Genomic DNA, 19,502 nt, shown 5'->3' with positions numbered 1-19,502 from the left:
GTTCTGCTGCGGCACGATGTACAGGCTGGCGATCAACAGCAGGATGATCAGCGCTAGGACGACGAGCGCCACGATAATTCCGAAGAATCCACCAATAGCCATGATTATCGACCCCCTTCCGAGTCTCGCATGGCCATGGCAATGTCGTCGCATCCATGCGACGGCATCGGGCCATGCACATTCCCCATTGTTTCATACAGGCGTCGTGCCACACCGATGCAACACGACAAACCGATCAGTTCTGTCGAACGTTGACGGGGAATGACCCCGTGTTTCCCCGTAATCCGTTCGGGCGGTTCTACAGTTGAGGAATGGCAAGCAGTCAAGACGACATGAACACGGCCGAACGCCGGCAGTCGACACGGCATCCGCTGACCATCGCGCTTGTGCTCGACACATTCGGCAACCGGGGCAACGGCACCTCCAATTCGGCGTTGCAATTCGCCGAGGAACTCGAACGACAGGGACACACGGTACGCCTCGTCGGCGTCGGGGCCCCAGAATACAAGGCCCGCATCAACCGCGTGCCGTTGATCTCCTGGGTGGCCGCCAAACAGCAGATGCTGTTCGCCAAACCCGACGATGCACTGTTCCGACGCGCCTTCGACGGCGTCGACGTCGTGCACATCTACATGCCCTTCCGATTCGGCCGCCGTGCACTGGCAGTCGCCCAACGCATGGGCCTCCCCGTCACCGCCGGATACCACATCCAGCCGGAGAACATCATGTACTCGGCAGGGCCGCTCAAACTCATCCCAGGCATGTCGGCGTTCATCTACCGGCTGTTCCGCCACTGGCTCTACGGCAAGGTCGACCACATCCACGTACCCACCGAAATGACGGCACGACTCCTGCGCGACCACGGGTATACGGCCCATCTGCACGTCATCTCCAACGGATACTCCCCGCGGTTCACCGGCAAGACCGACTACCCCGAAACCGTGCGGAAGCCGTTCCTCGTGATGGCATCCGGCAGACTCTCCCACGAAAAAGACCACATGACGCTGATCCGCGCGCTCGTCGTATGTCGTCACCGTGACGACATACGACTGGTGATCGCCGGCACGGGGCCGCTCAAACGCTACCTGCGGATGCAGGCTCGACGCAAGCTTGTCCGACCGGCCGACATCGGATTCCACGACAACGCGACCATGCCCGATCTGCTGCGATCGGCCGACCTGTTCGTCCACCCGTCCATCGCCGATCTCGAATCGGTGAGCGTGATCGAAGCCATGGCCTGCGGTCTGCCTCCCGTGATCGCGCAATCCGATCTGAGTGCCGCGCAACAGTTCGCGCTCACCGACGAATCCCTGTTCCCCGCGCGAGATGTGCAGGAGCTCGCCGCGCGCATCGACTGGTGGTATGAGCACCCCGGGGAATGCGCGGCTTGGGGGCGTCGGTATGCGGCTCATACGCAGGAGCGGTATTCGGTGCGGTCGTCCGTGGAGCGGTTCGTTGCCATGGAGAGGGAGGCTATCGCGGACCATGCTCGTGGGAAGTGAGGGTTCGGGGACTTCGGGACGTGGTGACGTGGTGGGTGGAGTGGCGCGGTGGATGGATAGGCGTGGCGGGTGAGGAGCGTTGCCCGGTATGCGTGGCATTCGGTCCTTCAAGGCCTTGTAGGGTAAGGATTTCGGCGGATTCCAAGACCGGATGATGTAGCGCGACACGCCGAAGTGGACAGCTGCTGTGGATCGTGTATAGTAATCACCTGTTGCGCTCATTCAGCTCGCTGAGTGAAGACGACATGGTGGCTATAGCTCAGTTGGTAGAGCATCTGATTGTGGTTCAGAAGGTCGCGTGTTCGAGCCACGTTAGCCACCCCGAGGTGATCCCCGGAGCCGAAAGGCTTCGGGGATTTTTCGTATATCCGCAACCCGTGGGCAATCGGGAGAGTGCCTATTTGACGCACGCATGCGCCGAGCAAGCACCGGGAGGGGCGTTCCGTGCTCGTTGGGCACATGCATATGCCGAATAAGCACGGAGGAAAGGCCGTGGTGCTTATGCGACGTACGCATACGCCGAACAAGCATGGAGGATAGGCTCCGGTGCTTGTCGGACGCGTGCGTCCGTCGGACAGACACCGATGAAGAGCTCCGGTGCTTATGCGACGTACGCATACGCTGAACAAGCACCGGGAGGAGTGTTCCGTGCTCATGTGGCGTACGGTTGCGGTTAACAGGCACGGCATGACGGGTCGCGATGTCATGCATGGGAAGGCGATACGAGAATGGGCTTCGGTCGCATCGCCCTTGAGGCGTGTGGCCGAAGCCCATTGGTGGATCGATTGGTGCCTGATGCGTCCGATGCCCGATTACTGCTCCAGATTGCTCTGGGTGCCGGCGGTGGCACCCGCGCTGGCCTGATTGGCCTGGGCGGCGTCAAGTTGGGCGCGCACGTCATCGAGCAGGGCCTGCGCGCGACGGGCCAGCGCCTCGCCCAACTGCCACTGGCGCATGGATGCGTCGAGATCGAGCCCTCCGGCCTCCAACGCCTGTACGGCCTGGATGAGCTGGTCGCGCGCCTGCTCGTAGCTCAGCGCATTGATGCGCTCGAGCTCCTCGGCGCTCAGCGAGGGTAGGGTGGACGGCTGCTGTTCGGTCGTGTTCTGATCGGTCATGATCATGCTCCTTATTCCTTATATAGATGTATGTGTTGTTTCACGGCTATCGTTCGTTGTTCCACGAATCTGTTTCACGGGGGCGTTTCACACGGGTTCGTGAAACAACGCGCATAGTCATCTGCCGTGCATTCGTCGTTGTCGCTATGTCATTGGTCGCGGAATGCCGGACTGTCGCCTGACGCCGTCATTGTGCGGTTCCGTCATCGCGCGGTGGCATGGATCAGACCGTGACGCAGCGTGACCGCGATCTCGTCGCCGGTTCTCACGTCGTCGGCGTCGGTCACCACATGTCCATCGGCGTTCTGGATCACCGCATAGCCGCGGTCGAGCGTGGACTGCGGACTCAACGCGGTCAGCGAGGCGTGCAGCTTCTCCACGGTCAGCGATGCGTCGTCCACAATGCGACGCATGCCGATATCCAGACGCTGCCGTGCGTCGTCCACGAACCGCTGTGGACGTTCCAGCATCGTCAGCGGCTGTGTAAGGCTCGGACGGTTCGCATAGCCCTCGATCAGTCGCATCTCATTGTCCACACGGGCGCGGATGCGATCGCGCATACGGCGGCGCGCCTCATCCACGATCTGCAGCTGCTCGTTCACATCCGGCACCACGCGCTTGGCGGCGTCGGTCGGCGTGGACGCACGAAGATCGGCGGCCAGATCGATCAGCGTCCAGTCGTCCTCGTGGCCGATGGCCGACACGATCGGCGTGACGCAGGCGGCCGTGGCGCGCACCACGCCCTCGTCCGAGAACCCCATGAGATCCTCGAAGCTGCCGCCGCCTCGGGCCACGATGATCACGTCCACGGTCGGATCCGCATCGAGCCGCTGGATCGCGGCGATCACGTCCGGCGGGCAGCTGGGGCCCTGCACATGCGCATGCACGACCGTGAACTCGATGGTGGGCCAGCGCAACCGTGCGTTGGTGATCACATCACCCTCGGCACGCGCCTGCGGGGCGCACACCAGGCCGATGCGCTTGGGGAACTGGGGGAGCGGCACCTTGCTGTCCGCGTCGAACAATCCCTCGCCCTTGAGTCGCTTGCGCAGCTCCTCGATCTGCGCCATCAGATCGCCCTTGCCCACACGGCGGATGTCGTCGCCCATGAAACTCAGACGGGTCTGCTTCATCCACACGTCCGGCCGGCCGTGCAACACCACACGATCGCCCTGACGGAATTCTCGGGCCATCTGCGCGAAACGGCCGAAGCCGGTCACGCTCAGGGAGATGTCCTCCGTGTTGTCCCGCACGGTGAGATAGGCGGATCCCGCACGACGGGTGTTGATCTCCGAGATCTGCCCCTCGATCCACGTGCCCGGCCATTTGGCCACGGCATCGTGGTATTTGCGGCTCAGCAGACTGATCGGCCATGGATTGTCCGGAGTGGTGTCCCTCGCCAGACGTGCAAGCGGCTGCGGCTGCACGTTCTGGGCTCCGGGGGAGTCCGGGAAAAGCGTATTGGTCATGCCCTTCACTTTCCGTCGCGTGCGGGACATGCGTGTCTGTGAATGACCTGTGACGGTGCCCGTGCGGACGATGTGAGATACCTCACCATGTGTCGTGTCGCCCCGATTTCTGTCCGGAGATTCGTGCACAATCGATGCTCGGCCATGACACGCCGGCAGGTGTTTACCGAGCCGTCACTTTTCCGCGTCATGATGCCGAAAACACTAGATATGCGTTTGTCATTGCAGTTCCCAACTAGATATTGTGGTGGAAGTGCTGTAATGTGCAATAGGCCGGTTGGCGTGGTCCCGGCGATAACGACCACGGAGAACGTTGAACCGACACACTGAGAACCATGGCGGAAGGAGACTGATGAGCGCACAGGTGCTGGAACAGGAGACGACCGGGGTGATTCGTCCGCAGAAGGAAACCGTGCTCGTGGAGAAGCGCGACGGCAGGGTCGTGGATTTTGATCCGATCAACATCATCAATGCCGTGGCCGCTGCATTCGGCGACCTTGACAAGAAGGTGGGCCCCGAAGAGGAGCGCATCATCCGTGACATCGCGGACCGCGTGGAGGCCGAGGTGAAGACCCGCTACACCGGCCCCGCCAAGATCGAGGACATCCAGAACTTGGTCGAGCACGCCCTCATCGGCGAGCACCTGTACGATGTGGCTCGCACCTACACCAACTACCGCCTCAACAAGGACATCGAACGCGCCAAGGCCACCGACATCAACGAGGCTGTGAGCCGTCTGGTCAACAAGGACGAGGCCCTGGTGCGTGAGAACGCCAACAAGGACTCCAACGTCTACGCCACCCAGCGCGATCTGCTCGCCGGTGCCGTGAGCAAGGCCTCCGCCTTCTCCATGCTGCCCGAACAGGTCTCCAACGCCCACATGAAGGGCGACATCCACTTCCATGACGCCGACTACTCGCCGTTCACCGCCATGAGCAACTGCTCGCTGCCCGACTTCGGCGACATGCTCGAGCACGGCTTCGCCCTGGGCAACGCCATGATGGACTCCCCGAAGTCCATCGGCACCGCCGCCACGCAGATCACGCAGATCATCAAGGACATCGCCGGCTGCCAGTACGGCGGACAGACCGTCAACCGCTGCGACGAGATGCTCGAACGCTACGCCAAGCGCGACTACGAGAAGAACCTGCGCATGGCCGAGGCCATCCTGCCCGACGAGATGCCGCTGAACGTGGCCGAGGACGTCGTCAAGGGCCTCAAGGCCCAGGAGCCCAAGTGGCTGCACTTCGAGAACCGCGAGCCGCTGGGCGAGGACACCCCGTTCGACGAGAACCTCTCCGAGATCGAGCAGCTGCGCGAGATCTACGCCAAGATCATGACCCGCAAGGCCATCTACGACGCCATGCAGACCATGGAGTACCAGATCAACTCCAACCGCGTGTCCAACGGCCAGACCCCGTTCGTCACCGTCGGCTTTGGTCTCGGCACCTCCTGGTTCGCCCGCGAGATCCAGCGCGCGATCCTGCTCAACCGCATCCGCGGCCTCGGCAAGGACCGTCACACCGCCATCTTCCCCAAGCTCGTGTTCACCATCAAGCACGGCGTGAACGCCGACCCGGGCGACCCGAACTACGACCTCAAGCAGCTGGCCCTCGAGTCCGCCACCAAGCGCATGTACCCCGACGTGGTGTTCTACGAGAACATCGTCAAGATCACCGGCTCCTTCAAGGCCCCGATGGGCTGCCGTTCCTTCCTGCAGGGATGGAAGGACCCGAAGACCGGCGAGGACGTCACCGACGGCCGCATGAACCTCGGCGTGGTGTCCGTGAACGTGCCGCGCATCGCCCTCGAATCGCACGGCGACGTCGACCGCTTCTGGAAGCTGTTCAACCAGCGCATGGAGATCGCCCACGAGGCGCTCCAGTTCCGCATCATGCGCTGCAAGCAGGCCACCCCGGTCAACGCCCCCACGCTCTACCGCTACGGTGCCTTCGGCCGCCTGAACGCCAACGACAAGGTCGATCAGCTGTTCAAGGACGGTCGCGCCACCGTGTCCCTCGGCTACATCGGCCTCTACGAGACCACCGCCGTGTTCTTCGGCAAGGACTGGATGACCGATCACCACTGGGATGAGGACGGCAAGAAGTTCGCCCTGTCGATCGTGCGCCGCATGAACGAGCTGTGCAAGCAGTGGAGCGCCGCCGAGGGATACCACTACTCCGTGTACTCCACCCCGGCCGAAAGCCTCACCGACCGCTTCAACCGCATGGACCGCGAGAAGTTCGGCGTGGTCGAAGGCGTGACCGATCACGACTTCTACACCAACAGCTTCCACTACCCGGTGTGGCTGCAGCCCACCCCCATGGAGAAGCTCGCCTACGAGAAGGACTTCCCTTACCTCGCCTCCGGTGGCTTCATCAACTACTGTGAGTTCCCCTGTCTGCAGCCGAACCCCAAGGCCCTTGAAGCCGTGTGGGACTACGCCTACAACATCGGCATCGGCTACCTCGGCACCAACACGCCCATCGACCACTGCTTCGTCTGCGGCTTCGAAGGCGACTTCGAGCCCACCGACGAAGGTTTCAAGTGCCCCGAATGCGGCAACTCCGACCCCGACAAGTGCAATGTGACCAAGCGCACCTGCGGCTACCTCGGCAACCCGGTCCAGCGCCCCATGGTGCACGGCCGCCACGAGGAGATCGCCCACCGCGTCAAGCACATGGCCGGCGAAACCGGACACGTGACGCTCAAGGACGGCACCGAGCGCGAATGGTTCGAAGACACCAAGTGATCCGGTGACACCACCAGCCATCTCCGGCTCCCTCGGCTAACAGCCAACACAGGCCAACGAGGGGGCCGTCGGCAACGCCGACCGAGGGGAGCCCACCGCGTTGCATTGTTGTGCACGCAGGGGCTCCCCTCAGTCATGTGCGCGCTCCGCACGGCGGCGTATGACTGAGAACACGTACAAGCCATGTACAGAGGAAGACGCCGTCCGCGCCAGCAGAAGGAGAACGCCCATGCCCGATTCATGGAAACAGGTCAAACACCACGACTTCGCCGCCGGAGAGCCCGACCGTGGTCCCGGCGTTCCCAGCGAACTCACCAACAACCCCCGCGCCGGCCAATGGGACGGTCGTCGTATGGGCCAGGGCATGGTCGCCGACTACAAACGCTTCCTCATGACCGACGGCGAAGGCATCCGCTGCTCCATCTACGTCAGCGGCTGCCCCTTCCGCTGCGACGGCTGCTACAACTCCTCCATCTGGGACTTCCAAGCCGGCTACGAGTACAACCAGAGACTCGAAGACCAGATCATGGACGACCTCTCCCAATCCTTCGTCCAAGGTCTCACCCTCCTCGGCGGCGAACCCCTCCTTAACACCACCATCCTCATCCCCCTCTGCCGCAAGATCCGCGAACGCTTCGGTCACACCAAAGACATCTGGTGCTGGACCGGCTACACCTGGGAAGAGCTCATGCGCCCCGGCGAAACCCCCGACAAGCTCGAGCTCCTCCAGCTCATCGACATCCTCGTCGACGGTCGCTACCTCAAGGATCAGCATGACTCCCTCCTCCAATTCCGCGGCTCCAAAAACCAGCGCATCCTCGACGTTCCGAAGTCGTTTGCCGCCGGCAAGCCCGTCATCTGGGCCAAACTCCACGACCAGGAGCGATTCATCCCCGAGATATATGGCAAGGACCGCGCGGCCGGCGAAGGAGATGCATCCTGACGGAGTGTCATCGGCGGCACAGAAGACTCGACGTACCTTTGTACGCCTTCGCCTTCTGCGCCACCGATGCCACACGCGTCATGACGCATCTCCTAGGTCCTTCGGGCTCCTTATGAGGTGAATGGGGGTCCTTCGGTCGCCTCATGGGACGGATAGGAGGACTTTGGCTTTCTGATGAGGGTGAACGGGGGCCTTCTGCGGGAGTCTTGGTAGGTGGTGTGTGACTGGTCTTGGCTGCCGGTCGCGAGGCCTGCGGGAGGGGGCTTCCGCTGCGTGCCGCGCCGATCGAAGCGGTGACGACATATGGAAAGACAGTTCCCCGCCTCGGTGCGTATCCGACGCACGCATGCACCGGACAAGCACCGGACGTACGCTCCGATGCTCATATGACGCATACGTGCGTCCGGCAAGCATCCAAGAGACTGCTCAGTGATCAAATGACGCACGAATACGTCACTTAAGCACCGGAGACACGCCGCGGTGCCCATGCGGCGCACGCGTGAGACGAACCCGCACCGAGCCGCACTCCTCGCTGCGTATCCGACGCACGTCTGTGACAAACCCGCAGTTAAGAGCACGCTTCACTGCGTATTCGGCGCACGCGTGAGGCAAACCCGCACCGAGCCGCACTCCTCGCTGCGTATTCAACGCACGTCTGTGACAAACCCGCAGTTAAGGACACGCTCCGGTGCGCATTTGACGCACGCGTGAGACGAACCCGCAGTAGGGGACGCGCTTCGATGCGGCATCCATGTATGGCAAACCCGCACCGAGGGGCGTGCTTTACTGCGTATCCGACGAACATCCGAGATGAGCCCGCAGTGGGAAACCCGATCCAGTGCGTATCCGACGCACGCATGCGACCAAGACCAGTTACACACTTACCGAGACACTCCCAGATGTGTGGATACAGAACTGCGGGGAATCAGTGATGGCAGAACGAACAACTTTGTGAGGTATGTCGAGAATCATTCGCTGTCGGCTCAAAATACGGGCGTGTAACGGTTTGGTGATCGTCCACGTTCCGTAGTGACGACTACGATACTACAAGGAAATGTGCGAACGCATATGAAGGGTTGCAGCAAAAAACGAAGTGAGCGCGGCCGGGTAGGCGTGAAGAGGCACACGGACGAATTGAAGGAAAAGGTATGCCGGAGTTGAAGACGAACGACTGCATCAGGATCGGTCTGGATATTGGATCGACAACGGTGAAGGCGGTGGTCCTGGATAAGGACGGCGTCCAGACCGAGGAAAACGGGGGAGACGAATCGCCGCTGGCCGCCCCCGGCCAGCACATTCTCTACGCCGACTATCGGCGACATCACGCCAACGTGCGCGCCACGGTGGCCGAACTGCTCACCGACATCCACCATCATCTTGAGGAACTGGGACGCGGCGACGAACCCGTGCGCCTGTCCATCACCGGATCCGGCGGCCTCGGCCTCGCCGACAACCTCCACGTGCCGTTCGCCCAGGAGGTCATCGCCGAAACCGTGGCGATCGACGCCAAGTATCCGCAGGCCGACGTGATCATCGAACTCGGCGGCGAGGACGCCAAGGTCACGTATCTCAAGCCCACGCCCGAACAGCGCATGAACGGTTCATGCGCAGGCGGCACCGGCGCGTTCATCGACCAGATGGCCACACTGCTCGACACCGACGCCACCGGTCTGAACAACATGGCCAAGAACTACGAGACGCTCTACCCGATCGCCTCGCGATGCGGCGTGTTCGCCAAAACCGATCTCCAACCGCTCATCAACGACGGTGCGGCCAAACCCGACCTCGCCGCGTCCATCTTCACGGCCGTGGCCACGCAGACCATCGCCGGCCTGTCCTCCGGACGCCCGATCCGCGGCACCGTGATCTTCCTCGGCGGCCCGCTGTTCTTCCTCTCCGAACTGCGCGAGGCATTCCGACGGGCGCTCAAGGACCGCGTCAAGGAATTCATCACCCCCGAGGACGCGCACCTGTACGTGGCATACGGCGCCGCGCTGCTCGCCGGACAGGAGGACTCCGAACAGAACGAGGAAGGCACCGTCCACTACGAGGCGCGCACGCTCCCCGACATCCTCCAGGCGCTGGAAAACCTGAAGAACCTGCCGAGCAACACGCCCACCATGCCTCCGCTGTTCAACACCGAGGAGGATCGCGAACGCTTCAACGAGCGTCACCACCGCGAACACATCCACATCGGCACGCTCGAAGGCGCCCACGGACCGCACTTCCTCGGCATCGACGCGGGCTCCACCACCATCAAGGCCACACTCGTCAACGACGATCGCGAAATCGTCTGGTCCAGCTACGCCAACAACGAAGGCAGCCCGCTGACCGCCGCCGTCAACATCGTCAAGAAAATCCAAAGCGAACTGCCGGACGGTGCGTACATCGCCCGTAGCTGCGCCACCGGCTACGGCGAAGGACTGATCACCACCGGTCTGCATCTCGACGAAGGCGTGGTCGAGACCATGGCCCACTATCGCGGTGCGGAAATGGTCAGTCCCGGCGTCACCGCCGTGATCGACATCGGCGGACAGGACATGAAATACCTCGCCATCAATGACGGCGTGATCGACTCGATCGCCGTCAACGAGGCATGCTCGTCCGGCTGCGGATCGTTCCTGCAGACTTTCGCCCAGTCCATGGGACTGAGCATTCAGGAATTCACACAGAAGGCGCTCGCCTCCGATCATCCCGTCGACCTCGGCTCGCGATGCACCGTGTTCATGAACTCGTCCGTCAAGCAGGCGCAGAAGGAAGGCGCATCGATCGAAAACATCGCCGCCGGCCTGTGCTACTCCGTCGTGCGCAACGCCCTGTACAAGGTGATCAAGCTGCGTGACGCCGGCGACCTCGGCGACACCGTGGTCGTGCAGGGCGGCACCTTCCTCAACGACGCCGTGCTGCGCGCATTCGAACTGCTCACCGAGCGCGAAGTGACCCGACCGAATATCGCCGGCCTCATGGGCGCGTTCGGCGCCGCCCTCACCGCGCGCATGCACTACAACGACGATGACGATCCGGACAAGCGTTCCTCGATCCTCTCCGGCGACGAACTCGACAACCTGTCGATGACCTCCGAACGTGACGTGTGCAAGCTGTGCCAGAACCACTGCAAGCTCACCATCACCACGTTCGCCGACGGCTCCCGCTACGTGACCGGCAACCGCTGCGAGCGCGGCGGCGACAGCAAACGCAAGCGCAGCGACCGCCCCAACCTGTACGAATACAAGTACAAGCGGTGCTTCGCCTACCGCAGGCTCACCGACAAGAAGGCCACTCGCGGCGAGATCGGCATCCCGCGCGTGCTCAACATGTACGAGAACTACCCGTTCTGGTTTACGCTGCTCACCAGCCTCGGCTTCAAGGTGATGATCTCCGGGCGGTCCAACCACGAACTGTTCGAGACGGGTATCGACTCCATCGCCTCCGAGAACATCTGCTACCCGGCCAAGCTCGTGCACGGCCACATCAAGTGGCTGCTGCACAAGGGCATCAAGACGATCTTCTACCCGTGCGTGAGCTACGAAGAGAACCTGGTCGAGAACACGGACAACCACTACAACTGCCCGGTCGTGGCCAACTATCCGGTCGTGATCGGCGCGAACATGCCCGAACTGCGCGACCCGTCGATCCGCTACATGCGCCCCTACTTCAACCTCGCCAACCACGACCTCATGGTCGACCGCATCGTCGAGGAGTTCGCGTGGGCCAACGTCACGCGTGAGGAGGCGGAACAGGCCGTCAAGGCGGCGTACGCCGAAGACAAGCTGTTCAAGCACGACGTGCAGCAGGAGGGCCTGCGCGCGCTCGCCTACATGAAGGAGCACAACTGCCGCGGCATCGTGCTCGCCGGACGCCCCTACCACATCGATCCGGAGATCAACCACGGCATTCCCGAGACGATCTGCGCGCTCGGCATGGTCGTGCTGTCCGAGGATTCGATCTGCGAACTGCAGCCCGGCGAGGACCTGCATCTGAGCGACTATCTCGCCGAGGGGGAGAAGAATCCACGGACCAAGGACTCCGCCGGATTCCGCCACGTAGGCGACCGCAAGGTCACCCGCATGCCGTTGCGCGTGACCAACCAGTGGGCCTACCATTCGCGTCTGTACGCGGCCGCGAACTTTGTGGCCTCCTATCCGGGACTCGAGCTCGTGCAGCTCAACTCCTTCGGCTGCGGACTCGACGCCATCACCACCGATCAGGTCTCCGAGATCCTCGCGGACAAGGCCGACGTGTACACGCTGCTCAAGATCGACGAAGTGTCGAACCTGGGTGCCGCCAAGATCCGACTGCGCTCGCTCAAGGCGGCCGTGGAGGAACGTGAGGCCAACAAGAAGCGTGAGGAGCACGCCGCGCAGATCACCGCCGAGCAGGTGCGTCGCGAAACCGAATCCGAAAACCGTCTCGCCGAGGCGCAGGCCCGGTTCGAGGAGGCCAAGGCGCAGCTCGAAGCCGCCCAGGCCGAGGTGGAGGCCACCATGCCGGCCGCCAACTTGGACGCCGGATTCGTGGATAAGCCGTACAGGATCGCGCTTGGCGCGGGTGCTGGTGTTACTGGAACGGGTGCCGGAGCGCCAGGTGCGGGTGCTGGTGCCGGTGCCGGAGCGGGCAGCGCGCCGAAGGGCCGTACCGGCGAATTCCGCCGTACCGGTTCCAAGGCCCCCACGCCAGGCCGTCAGGTGCTGCTCGACGCCGTCATGGACGGCAACCCCAAGGCCAGCACGCAGACCAAGAAGAACGCGCACAACACCGCCACCATGTCGAAGTACGCCAACCGCATCCCCTTCGGCAAGTCCATGAAAAAGGACTACACCATCGTGGCGCCGCAGATGAGCCCCATGCACATGTCGCTCATCGAATCCGTAATCCGTTCCGGCGGCTACAAGTTCGACGTCCTCGAACACGCCAGCCGCGAGGACGTCGAACTCGGCCTCAAGTACGTGAACAACGACGCCTGCTACCCGGCCATCATGGTCGTCGGCCAGCTCGTCAACGCCATCGTCGAAGGCAAGTACGATCCGGACAAGGTGGCGCTCGCCATCACGCAGACCGGTGGTATGTGCCGTGCCACGAACTACTTCGGTCTGATCCGCAAGGCGCTCATCGACGCCGGATACCCGCAGGTGCCGGTGATCGCGCTGAGCACGCAGGGACTCGAATCCAACCCTGGTTTCACGCCGACCCCGGCGCTGCTGCATCGTGCGATCAAGGCGCTGATCGTGGGCGATATGTTCCTCAAGTGCCTGTATCGCGTGCGTCCGTACGAGAAGGTCAAGGGCAGCGCGAACGAGCTGTACCGCATGTGGGACACGATCACCCGCGAGGTGATCGAGCACCATGGGTTCTCGAAGACCGCCAAGGCGAAGATCGGCAAGGGATACCTGCCGTACCCGGTCCTGCTCAAGGAGATCGTCAAGTCGTTCGACGCGCTGCCGTTGCGTGATATTCCGCGCAAGCCGCGCGTGGGCGTGGTGGGCGAGATCCTCGTCAAGTACCATCCCGATGCGAACAACCATGTGGTCGATGTGATCGAATCCCAGGGATGCGAGGCCGTGGTGCCAGGCATCATGGAGTTCATGACCACCCGCCCGTACATCACCGACTGGAACGAGCACAACCTTGGCATGGGCGGCAACCAGAAACTGTATGCGCTCATGCGCTGGGGACTGGATCGGTACCTCAACCCGGTGCGACGGGCCATCGATCTGGCGCATGGCAAGTTCCAGCAGGATCTGCCGATGGCCGAGTTGGTGAAGAAGGCCGGCGAGGTCACGTCGGTGGGCGTGCAGGCCGGCGAGGGCTGGCTGCTGACCGCCGAGATCCTCGAACTCATCGAGTCCGGTGCGCCGAACGTGGTGTGTGCGCAGCCGTTCGCATGCCTGCCGAACCACGTAACCGGACGTGGCATGTTCGGTGAGATCCGCCGACAGCACCCCGAGGCGAACATCGTGTCCATCGACTACGATCCGGGCGCCTCGCAGGCGAACCAGCTCAACCGCATCAAGCTCATGATCTCCGCCGCCAAGCAGGCCGAGGCCAAGCGTCAGGCCGCCGAGGCCGCTGGCGTGGATGCGGATGCCGTGGAGAACGACGAGCGCAAACAGGAGCAGGAGCACGGCACGTCGGGCACGGCGGCCGGCAAGGACGGCGGCGACACTCAGTCCACGCCGAGCCTGTCCGAAGCGGCGTGACGTGACCTAACTCCGAGTTCTGCGCGGATTTCAAAGGAGTGCAGACACCAATCTTCGAGTTCTGTGCGTTGCCGGGACGAAAAGCGAAGTATGAGGCTTGCAATATCAAGGGTCGTACTTGGGGTAAGGCAAATTCTCCGCTCAGAACTCGCGGATTGATGTCTGCAAGCCGAATAATCCGCACAGAACTCAGCGATTGCCCACCGACACACCGAATTGTTGTATCTGCAACTGTTGTATATGATACGTATTAGAGTGTCTCGTTGCATATACAACATTTCCTATTGCGGATTGACGGCAATGACGAGAAGACGTCGACCGCAAGGGTGTGAGATCAAGGAGCCGCATGGACAAACGCTTTCTGAGCCTTGAACTGCGCGCCCTGTGCAAGTCCGTCGACCGGTATCTCGGTGAGACCATGCCCGAATCGGCCGCGGACGCCACGGGGGGCAATGCGCGCATCATCATGTTCCTCGCCCGCAACCGTGGCACGGACATTTACCAGCACACCATCGAGCAGAAATTCTGCATCACCCGTTCCACGGCGTCGAGGGTGCTGGGACTGATGGAGAAGAAAGGACTGATCATCCGCGAGCCGGTCGCCCACGACGCACGGCTGAAGAAGATCGTGCTGACGGCGAAGGCTGACGCCATCGTCGCCGACCTCAAAGCGAACGGCGAGCGCATGGAACGGCAGCTGGTCGGGGGATTCTCCGAAGAGGAGGAGCGTGCCCTTTACGACTATGTGCGCCGGATGCGCGACAACATCGCCGCAGCGCAGCAACGGTTCGAACGGGGAGAGCACGGCGCGGTCTCGACGGACCATCACGACGACATCGTGAACAACAACAATCAGAACAATAAGAACAACATCAAGAAGAACACGAGGGAGGAGAACGCGTGAGCACTACCGCAAACACGAAGACGCGGCCGGCCGATGACGCAGCCGCCACCGAAGCGGTCATCGAAAAGGCGCGCAAGTCCGTCGAACCGGACAAGCCCAAGCATGTGATCCGTACGCTGGGAAGGTCCCTGCGCGAATACCGGAAGCACAGTCTGCTGGCCCCGGTGTTCGTGATCATCGAAAGCGTGCTGGAGATCGTGATCCCAACGATCATGGCAACGCTGATCGATCAGGGCATCACGGGCGGCAGCATGCCAGCCATCATCAAGTTCGGCCTGATCCTGCTGTGCTGCTCGCTGGTTTCGCTGGGTTGCGGCTTCCTTGCAGGAAAGTTCGCCGCCATCGCCGCCGCCGGTTTCGCCAAGAACCTGCGTCATGACCAGTTTGAAAAGGTGCAGGACTTCAGCTTCACCAACATCGACCGGTTCTCCACCGGTTCGATCATCACCAGGCTCACCACCGACGTGACTAATCTGCAGAACGCGTACGCCATGATGATCCGCATGGGCGTGCGTGCGCCGATCATGGTCATCGTCGCGTGGATCTTCTCGTTCCGCATCAGCCCGAGCATCTCCATGGTGTTCCTCGCCTGCATCCCGATTCTCGGACTTGGCCTGTGCGGTCTGGCCGTGCTCGTCCACCCCGTGTTCGAGCGCGTGTTCCACACGTACGATGAGCTGAACAACGTGGTTGACGAGAACCTGCAGGGCATCCGCGTGGTCAAGTCGTACAACCGCGAATCGTTCGAGATCAACAAGTTCGACCGCATCTCCAAGCGCATCTTCAAGGACTTCATCAAGGCCGAGCGCATCATGAGCTTCAACATGCCGCTTATGATGCTCTGCATCTACGGCTCCATGATCCTCATCTCGTGGATGGGTGCCGTGCAGATCGTCGACTCCGGCAACAACGCCGCACTGGGCCTGACCACCGGTGATCTGACCGCGCTCGTCACCTACGCCATGCAGATCCTTATGGCCATGATGATGCTGTCCATGATCTTCGTCATGGTGATCATCTCGCAGGCGTCCGCCGAACGCATCTGTCAGGTGCTGCAGGAGGAAAGCACCGTGACCGATCCCGACCAGCCCGTCATGACCGTGGCCGACGGTTCGATCAACTTCGACCACGTGACCTTCCGCTACTCCGACAGTTCGGAAAAGCCGGTGCTCGACGACATTGACCTGAATATCCCGTCCGGCGCGACCATCGGCATCGTCGGCGGCACCGGTTCCTCCAAGTCCTCGCTCGTTCAGCTCATACCCCGTCTGTACGACGTATCCGCCGGATCCCTGCGGGTCGGCGGCCTCGACGTACGTCGATACGATATTGAAGCCTTGCGCGACCAGGTGGCCATGGTTCTGCAGAAGAACGTGCTGTTCAGCGGCACCATCGCCGAAAACCTGCGCTGGGGCAACCCGAACGCCACCGACGAGGAGCTGCGCCACGCCTGCCAGCTCGCCCAGGCCGACAGCTTCATCCAGGAATTCCCCGACAAGTACGACACGTATATCGAACAGGGCGGCACCAACGTGTCCGGCGGCCAGCGTCAGCGACTGTGCATCGCGCGCGCACTGCTGAAGAAGCCGAAGATCCTCATCCTCGACGACTCCACCAGCGCCGTCGACACCAAGACCGACCGACTCATCCGTGAGGCGTTCCACAACGAGATCCCGGACACCACCAAGATCATCATCGCCCAGCGCGTCTCCTCGGTGCAGGAGTCCGACATGATCCTCGTCATGGACGGCGGCCGCATCATGGCACGCGGCACACATGACGAACTGCTGCTCACCTGTGAGGAATACCGGTCCATCTACGAATCCCAGACCAAGAATCAGGGCCAGCCGGAGGACGTGGCGGATGACGTTGCCGCGACGGCCGACCGTTCCGCGGGCGACGCGTTGAACGCCACCGAAGCCGAACTGCCCGAGGAGGAACAGTCGTTGGCCCACGAAGTCCACAACGCTCCCACCGCCGAAGGAGGTGCACGATAATGACGGAACAGAACAATCAGACCGCGCAGAACAACCAGGCACAGTCCGCGTCCGCCACCAAGAACGCGTTCGGCAATCGCAAACCCGGCATCGGCAAGCCCGCACCCGGCACCATAAAACGCATCTTCGGATACATTCTGCAATACAAGGTGCACGTGGTCGTCATCGTCGTCTGCATCCTCGTCGGAGCCGCCGCACAGGCAGGATCCGCACTGTTCCTGCAGACCCTCATCGACACGTACATTCTGCCGATGGTCGGCCAGACCAACCCCGACTGGGGGCCGCTGCTGCGCGCCATCACCCTCATCGGATGCCTGTACGTGGCCGGCATCCTCTGCGGATGGCTTTGGCAGTGGCTCGTCGTCGCCGTCGAACAGGGCACGCTCAAGAAAATCCGAGACGACATGTTCGCCCACCAGCAGCGTCTGCCCATCCGCTACTTCGACACCAACGAACACGGCGACATCATGAGCCGCTACACGAACGACACCGACACGCTGCGACAGGCCATCAGCCAGTCATTCCCGCAGATGTTCGCCGCAGCCATCTCCTCGATCGCGGCCGTCATCTCCATGCTCTGGCTCAGCGTGCCGATCACCGCGTTCGTGCTGCTGTTCACCGTGATGCTGTTCATGATCATCCGTGCGATCGTCGGTCGTGCCGGACGCTACTTCGTCAAGCAGCAGCACTGGCTCGGCGACGTCAACGCGTTCGTCGAGGAATCCGTCAACGGCCAGAAGGTCATCAAGGTGTTCAACCACGAGGACACCACCCAGAAGACCTTCGACCAGAAGAACCAGGAGCTCTTCGAAGCCTCCGCCGAAGCCAATACCTGGGGCAACGTCACCATGCCGGTTGTGGGCAACATGGGCTACATGCTCTACATCCTGCTCGCCATCATCGGCGGAGCCATGGCGCTCGCCGGCGTCGGCAACTTCGGCCTCTCCGGCGCGGGCCCGCTCACGCTCGGCACGCTCATCTCGCTGCTCACGCTCAGCCGCTCGTTCATCAACCCGATCGGGCAGGTCTCCATGCAGCTCAACATGGTGATGATGGCGCTCGCCGGCGCATCGCGCATCTTCCAGCTGATGGACGAGCCGGTCGAAACCGACGGTGGCACCGTGACCCTGGTGAACGTGGAACTCGGCGAGGACGGCCGCACCATGACCGAAACGGATCGCGAGACCGGCCACTGGGCATGGAAGCGCGAGGAGGGCGACGACGGCACCCGTTCGCTGCGTGCCGCCGAGAAACTGCACGGCAAGGCCCGCGAGGTGGCGGTGAAGGCCCGCGAGTCGGCGATCACCTCGCCCGACGGACGCCTCACGCTGCTGCGCGGCGACGTGCGCTTCACCAACGTGACGTTCGGCTACAACCCCGACAAGCCCGTGCTGCATGACATCACCTGGTTCGCCAAACCGGGCCAGAAGATCGCGCTCGTCGGTGCCACCGGTGCCGGCAAGACTACCGTGACCAACCTGATCAACCGGTTCTATGACATCCAGGAAGGCCAGATCCTCTACGACGGCATCTCCATCAAGGGCATCCGCAAGCCGGACCTGCGTCGATCGCTCGGCGTGGTGCTGCAGGACGTAACGCTGTTCACCGGCACCGTGATGGACAACATCCGCTACGGTCGTCTGGATGCCACCGACGAGGAGTGCATCGAGGCGGCGCGACTGGTGAACGCGGACAGCTTCATCCGCATGCTTCCGCAGGGATACCAGACCGTACTCGAGGGTGACGGCAGCGGCCTGTCCCAGGGGCAGCGGCAGCTGATCTCCATCGCGCGAGCCGCCGTGGCCGACCCTCCCGCACTGATCCTCGACGAGGCGACGTCGTCCATCGACACCCGCACCGAGGAAGTGGTGCAGGCCGGCATGGACAACCTGATGAAGGGGCGTACCGTGTTCGTGATCGCGCATCGCCTCTCCACCGTGCGCAACTCCGACGTGATCATGGTGCTCGATCATGGCAACATCATCGAGCGTGGTTCGCACGACGAGCTCATCGCGCAGAAGGGCGAGTACTACCAGCTGTACACGGGCGCCGTGGAGCTGGATTGATCGGATTAGGGGCGGTTGTGCGACTGTGCGTGATGTCGGTTGCGTGGCTATATGTTGCCCGGTTACGCGTGGTTGCTCGTGGTTGCGCGTGACGATGCAACTGCGTCGTCATCGCGCTGAGATCTCCGCATCCCGCATCAAGGTCCGCATTCTCCGATAGGGGAGTGCGGGCCTTTTGATTTTCCCGATCAGTTTTCCAATCGGTTCGACGTCTAAGTGTTCCCCTCGCGTGGGGATGATTCGCAGCGGATATCTTGTGGTGATCAGTCATTTCGGTGTTTCCCCTCTATGCACGGGGATGATTCCGGGCCCACAGCAAAGAATCGAACGACTGTTCAGACAGCGAATTCCAAGATGACATCATCCTCAACCACGGATCATCCCTCTGGGTCAATCAGGACAGCAATCTGGGGCAAGACGGACATATCAGAACTCACCCAACTCCGTTCTGGGTAGAACAGGACAAAGATCTGGGTTTAATAGGACATGATTCGGGGTCAAACCGGACAGGGATCTGGGTCAAACCGGGTCATGACGGATGGCTCTGGGTAAAA

9 protein-coding genes and 1 tRNA gene are annotated in these 19,502 nt (G+C 62.1%); 8 read left to right on the top strand and 2 right to left on the bottom strand.

All coding sequences use genetic code 11. The features are described from left to right. The first annotated feature begins 311 nt into the window (after positions 1-311). Both EP30_RS10425 and EP30_RS10420 read left to right on the top strand, forming a co-directional pair. A complete protein-coding gene (locus EP30_RS10425) occupies positions 312-1,502 on the top strand; it encodes a glycosyltransferase (protein ID WP_375137760.1) in 1,191 nt (396 codons plus the stop codon). 248 nt (positions 1,503-1,750) lie between these two features. Then, positions 1,751-1,823, top strand: a tRNA-His gene (locus tag EP30_RS10420). 491 nt (positions 1,824-2,314) lie between these two features. Here the strand turns inward: EP30_RS10420 and EP30_RS10415 are convergent. Together EP30_RS10415 and xseA are read right to left on the bottom strand one after the other, a co-directional pair. Next, entirely contained in the window at positions 2,315-2,626 is a 312-nt protein-coding gene (locus EP30_RS10415) for an exodeoxyribonuclease VII small subunit (protein WP_094661820.1), read from the bottom strand. 197 nt (positions 2,627-2,823) lie between these two features. After that, on the bottom strand, positions 2,824-4,089 hold the full coding sequence (gene xseA / locus EP30_RS10410) for an exodeoxyribonuclease VII large subunit (protein ID WP_258185484.1): 1,266 nt from the start codon (positions 4,087-4,089) through the stop codon (positions 2,824-2,826). Positions 4,090-4,441: 352 nt separating this feature from the next. Here xseA and nrdD point away from each other — a divergent pair, with 352 nt between their 5' ends. The 6 genes from nrdD (at position 4,442) to EP30_RS10380 (ending at position 18,948) form a co-directional block, all read left to right on the top strand. Then, entirely contained in the window at positions 4,442-6,841 is a 2,400-nt protein-coding gene (gene nrdD / locus EP30_RS10405) for an anaerobic ribonucleoside-triphosphate reductase (protein WP_140558533.1), read from the top strand. Between the two features lie 229 nt (positions 6,842-7,070). After that, complete coding sequence (nrdG, locus tag EP30_RS10400) at positions 7,071-7,784, top strand: anaerobic ribonucleoside-triphosphate reductase activating protein (protein WP_140558530.1); 714 nt, start codon at positions 7,071-7,073, stop codon at positions 7,782-7,784. Positions 7,785-8,932: 1,148 nt separating this feature from the next. Continuing rightward, positions 8,933-13,981, top strand: coding sequence for an acyl-CoA dehydratase activase-related protein (locus EP30_RS10395; RefSeq protein WP_140558527.1), 5,049 nt, complete (start codon positions 8,933-8,935; stop codon positions 13,979-13,981). 346 nt (positions 13,982-14,327) lie between these two features. After that, on the top strand, positions 14,328-14,885 hold the full coding sequence (locus tag EP30_RS10390) for a MarR family winged helix-turn-helix transcriptional regulator (protein ID WP_181160883.1): 558 nt from the start codon (positions 14,328-14,330) through the stop codon (positions 14,883-14,885). A 212-nt stretch (positions 14,886-15,097) separates the two neighbouring features. Further along, positions 15,098-16,882: an ABC transporter ATP-binding protein gene (locus EP30_RS10385; RefSeq protein ID WP_375137761.1), complete on the top strand. Its 1,785-nt coding sequence runs from the start codon at positions 15,098-15,100 to the stop codon at positions 16,880-16,882. Continuing rightward, complete coding sequence (locus tag EP30_RS10380; RefSeq protein ID WP_140558525.1) at positions 16,882-18,948, top strand: ABC transporter ATP-binding protein; 2,067 nt, start codon at positions 16,882-16,884, stop codon at positions 18,946-18,948. The genes EP30_RS10385 and EP30_RS10380 overlap by 1 nt, the downstream gene beginning before the upstream one ends. Positions 18,949-19,502: the final 554 nt, after the last annotated feature.

It is taken from the genome of Bifidobacterium sp. UTCIF-39 (assembly GCF_006408715.1).
GTDB lineage: Bacteria > Actinomycetota > Actinomycetes > Actinomycetales > Bifidobacteriaceae > Galliscardovia > Galliscardovia tissieri.
Note: the sequence above shows the minus strand (reverse complement) of the source record. Positions and strands in the feature narration are given on the sequence as shown.

Excerpts from the sequence above, each read along its gene's own strand:
- EP30_RS10425 (WP_375137760.1), top strand. The coding sequence starts at position 312 with ATGGCAAGCAGTCAAGACGACATGAACACGGCCGAACGCCGGCAGTCG.
- EP30_RS10415 (WP_094661820.1), bottom strand. The coding sequence starts at position 2,626 with ATGATCATGACCGATCAGAACACGACCGAACAGCAGCCGTCCACCCTA.
- xseA (WP_258185484.1), bottom strand. The coding sequence starts at position 4,089 with ATGACCAATACGCTTTTCCCGGACTCCCCCGGAGCCCAGAACGTGCAG.
- nrdD (WP_140558533.1), top strand. The coding sequence starts at position 4,442 with ATGAGCGCACAGGTGCTGGAACAGGAGACGACCGGGGTGATTCGTCCG.
- nrdG (WP_140558530.1), top strand. The coding sequence starts at position 7,071 with ATGCCCGATTCATGGAAACAGGTCAAACACCACGACTTCGCCGCCGGA.
- EP30_RS10395 (WP_140558527.1), top strand. The coding sequence starts at position 8,933 with ATGCCGGAGTTGAAGACGAACGACTGCATCAGGATCGGTCTGGATATT.
- EP30_RS10390 (WP_181160883.1), top strand. The coding sequence starts at position 14,328 with ATGGACAAACGCTTTCTGAGCCTTGAACTGCGCGCCCTGTGCAAGTCC.
- EP30_RS10385 (WP_375137761.1), top strand. The coding sequence starts at position 15,098 with ATGGCAACGCTGATCGATCAGGGCATCACGGGCGGCAGCATGCCAGCC.
- EP30_RS10380 (WP_140558525.1), top strand. The coding sequence starts at position 16,882 with ATGACGGAACAGAACAATCAGACCGCGCAGAACAACCAGGCACAGTCC.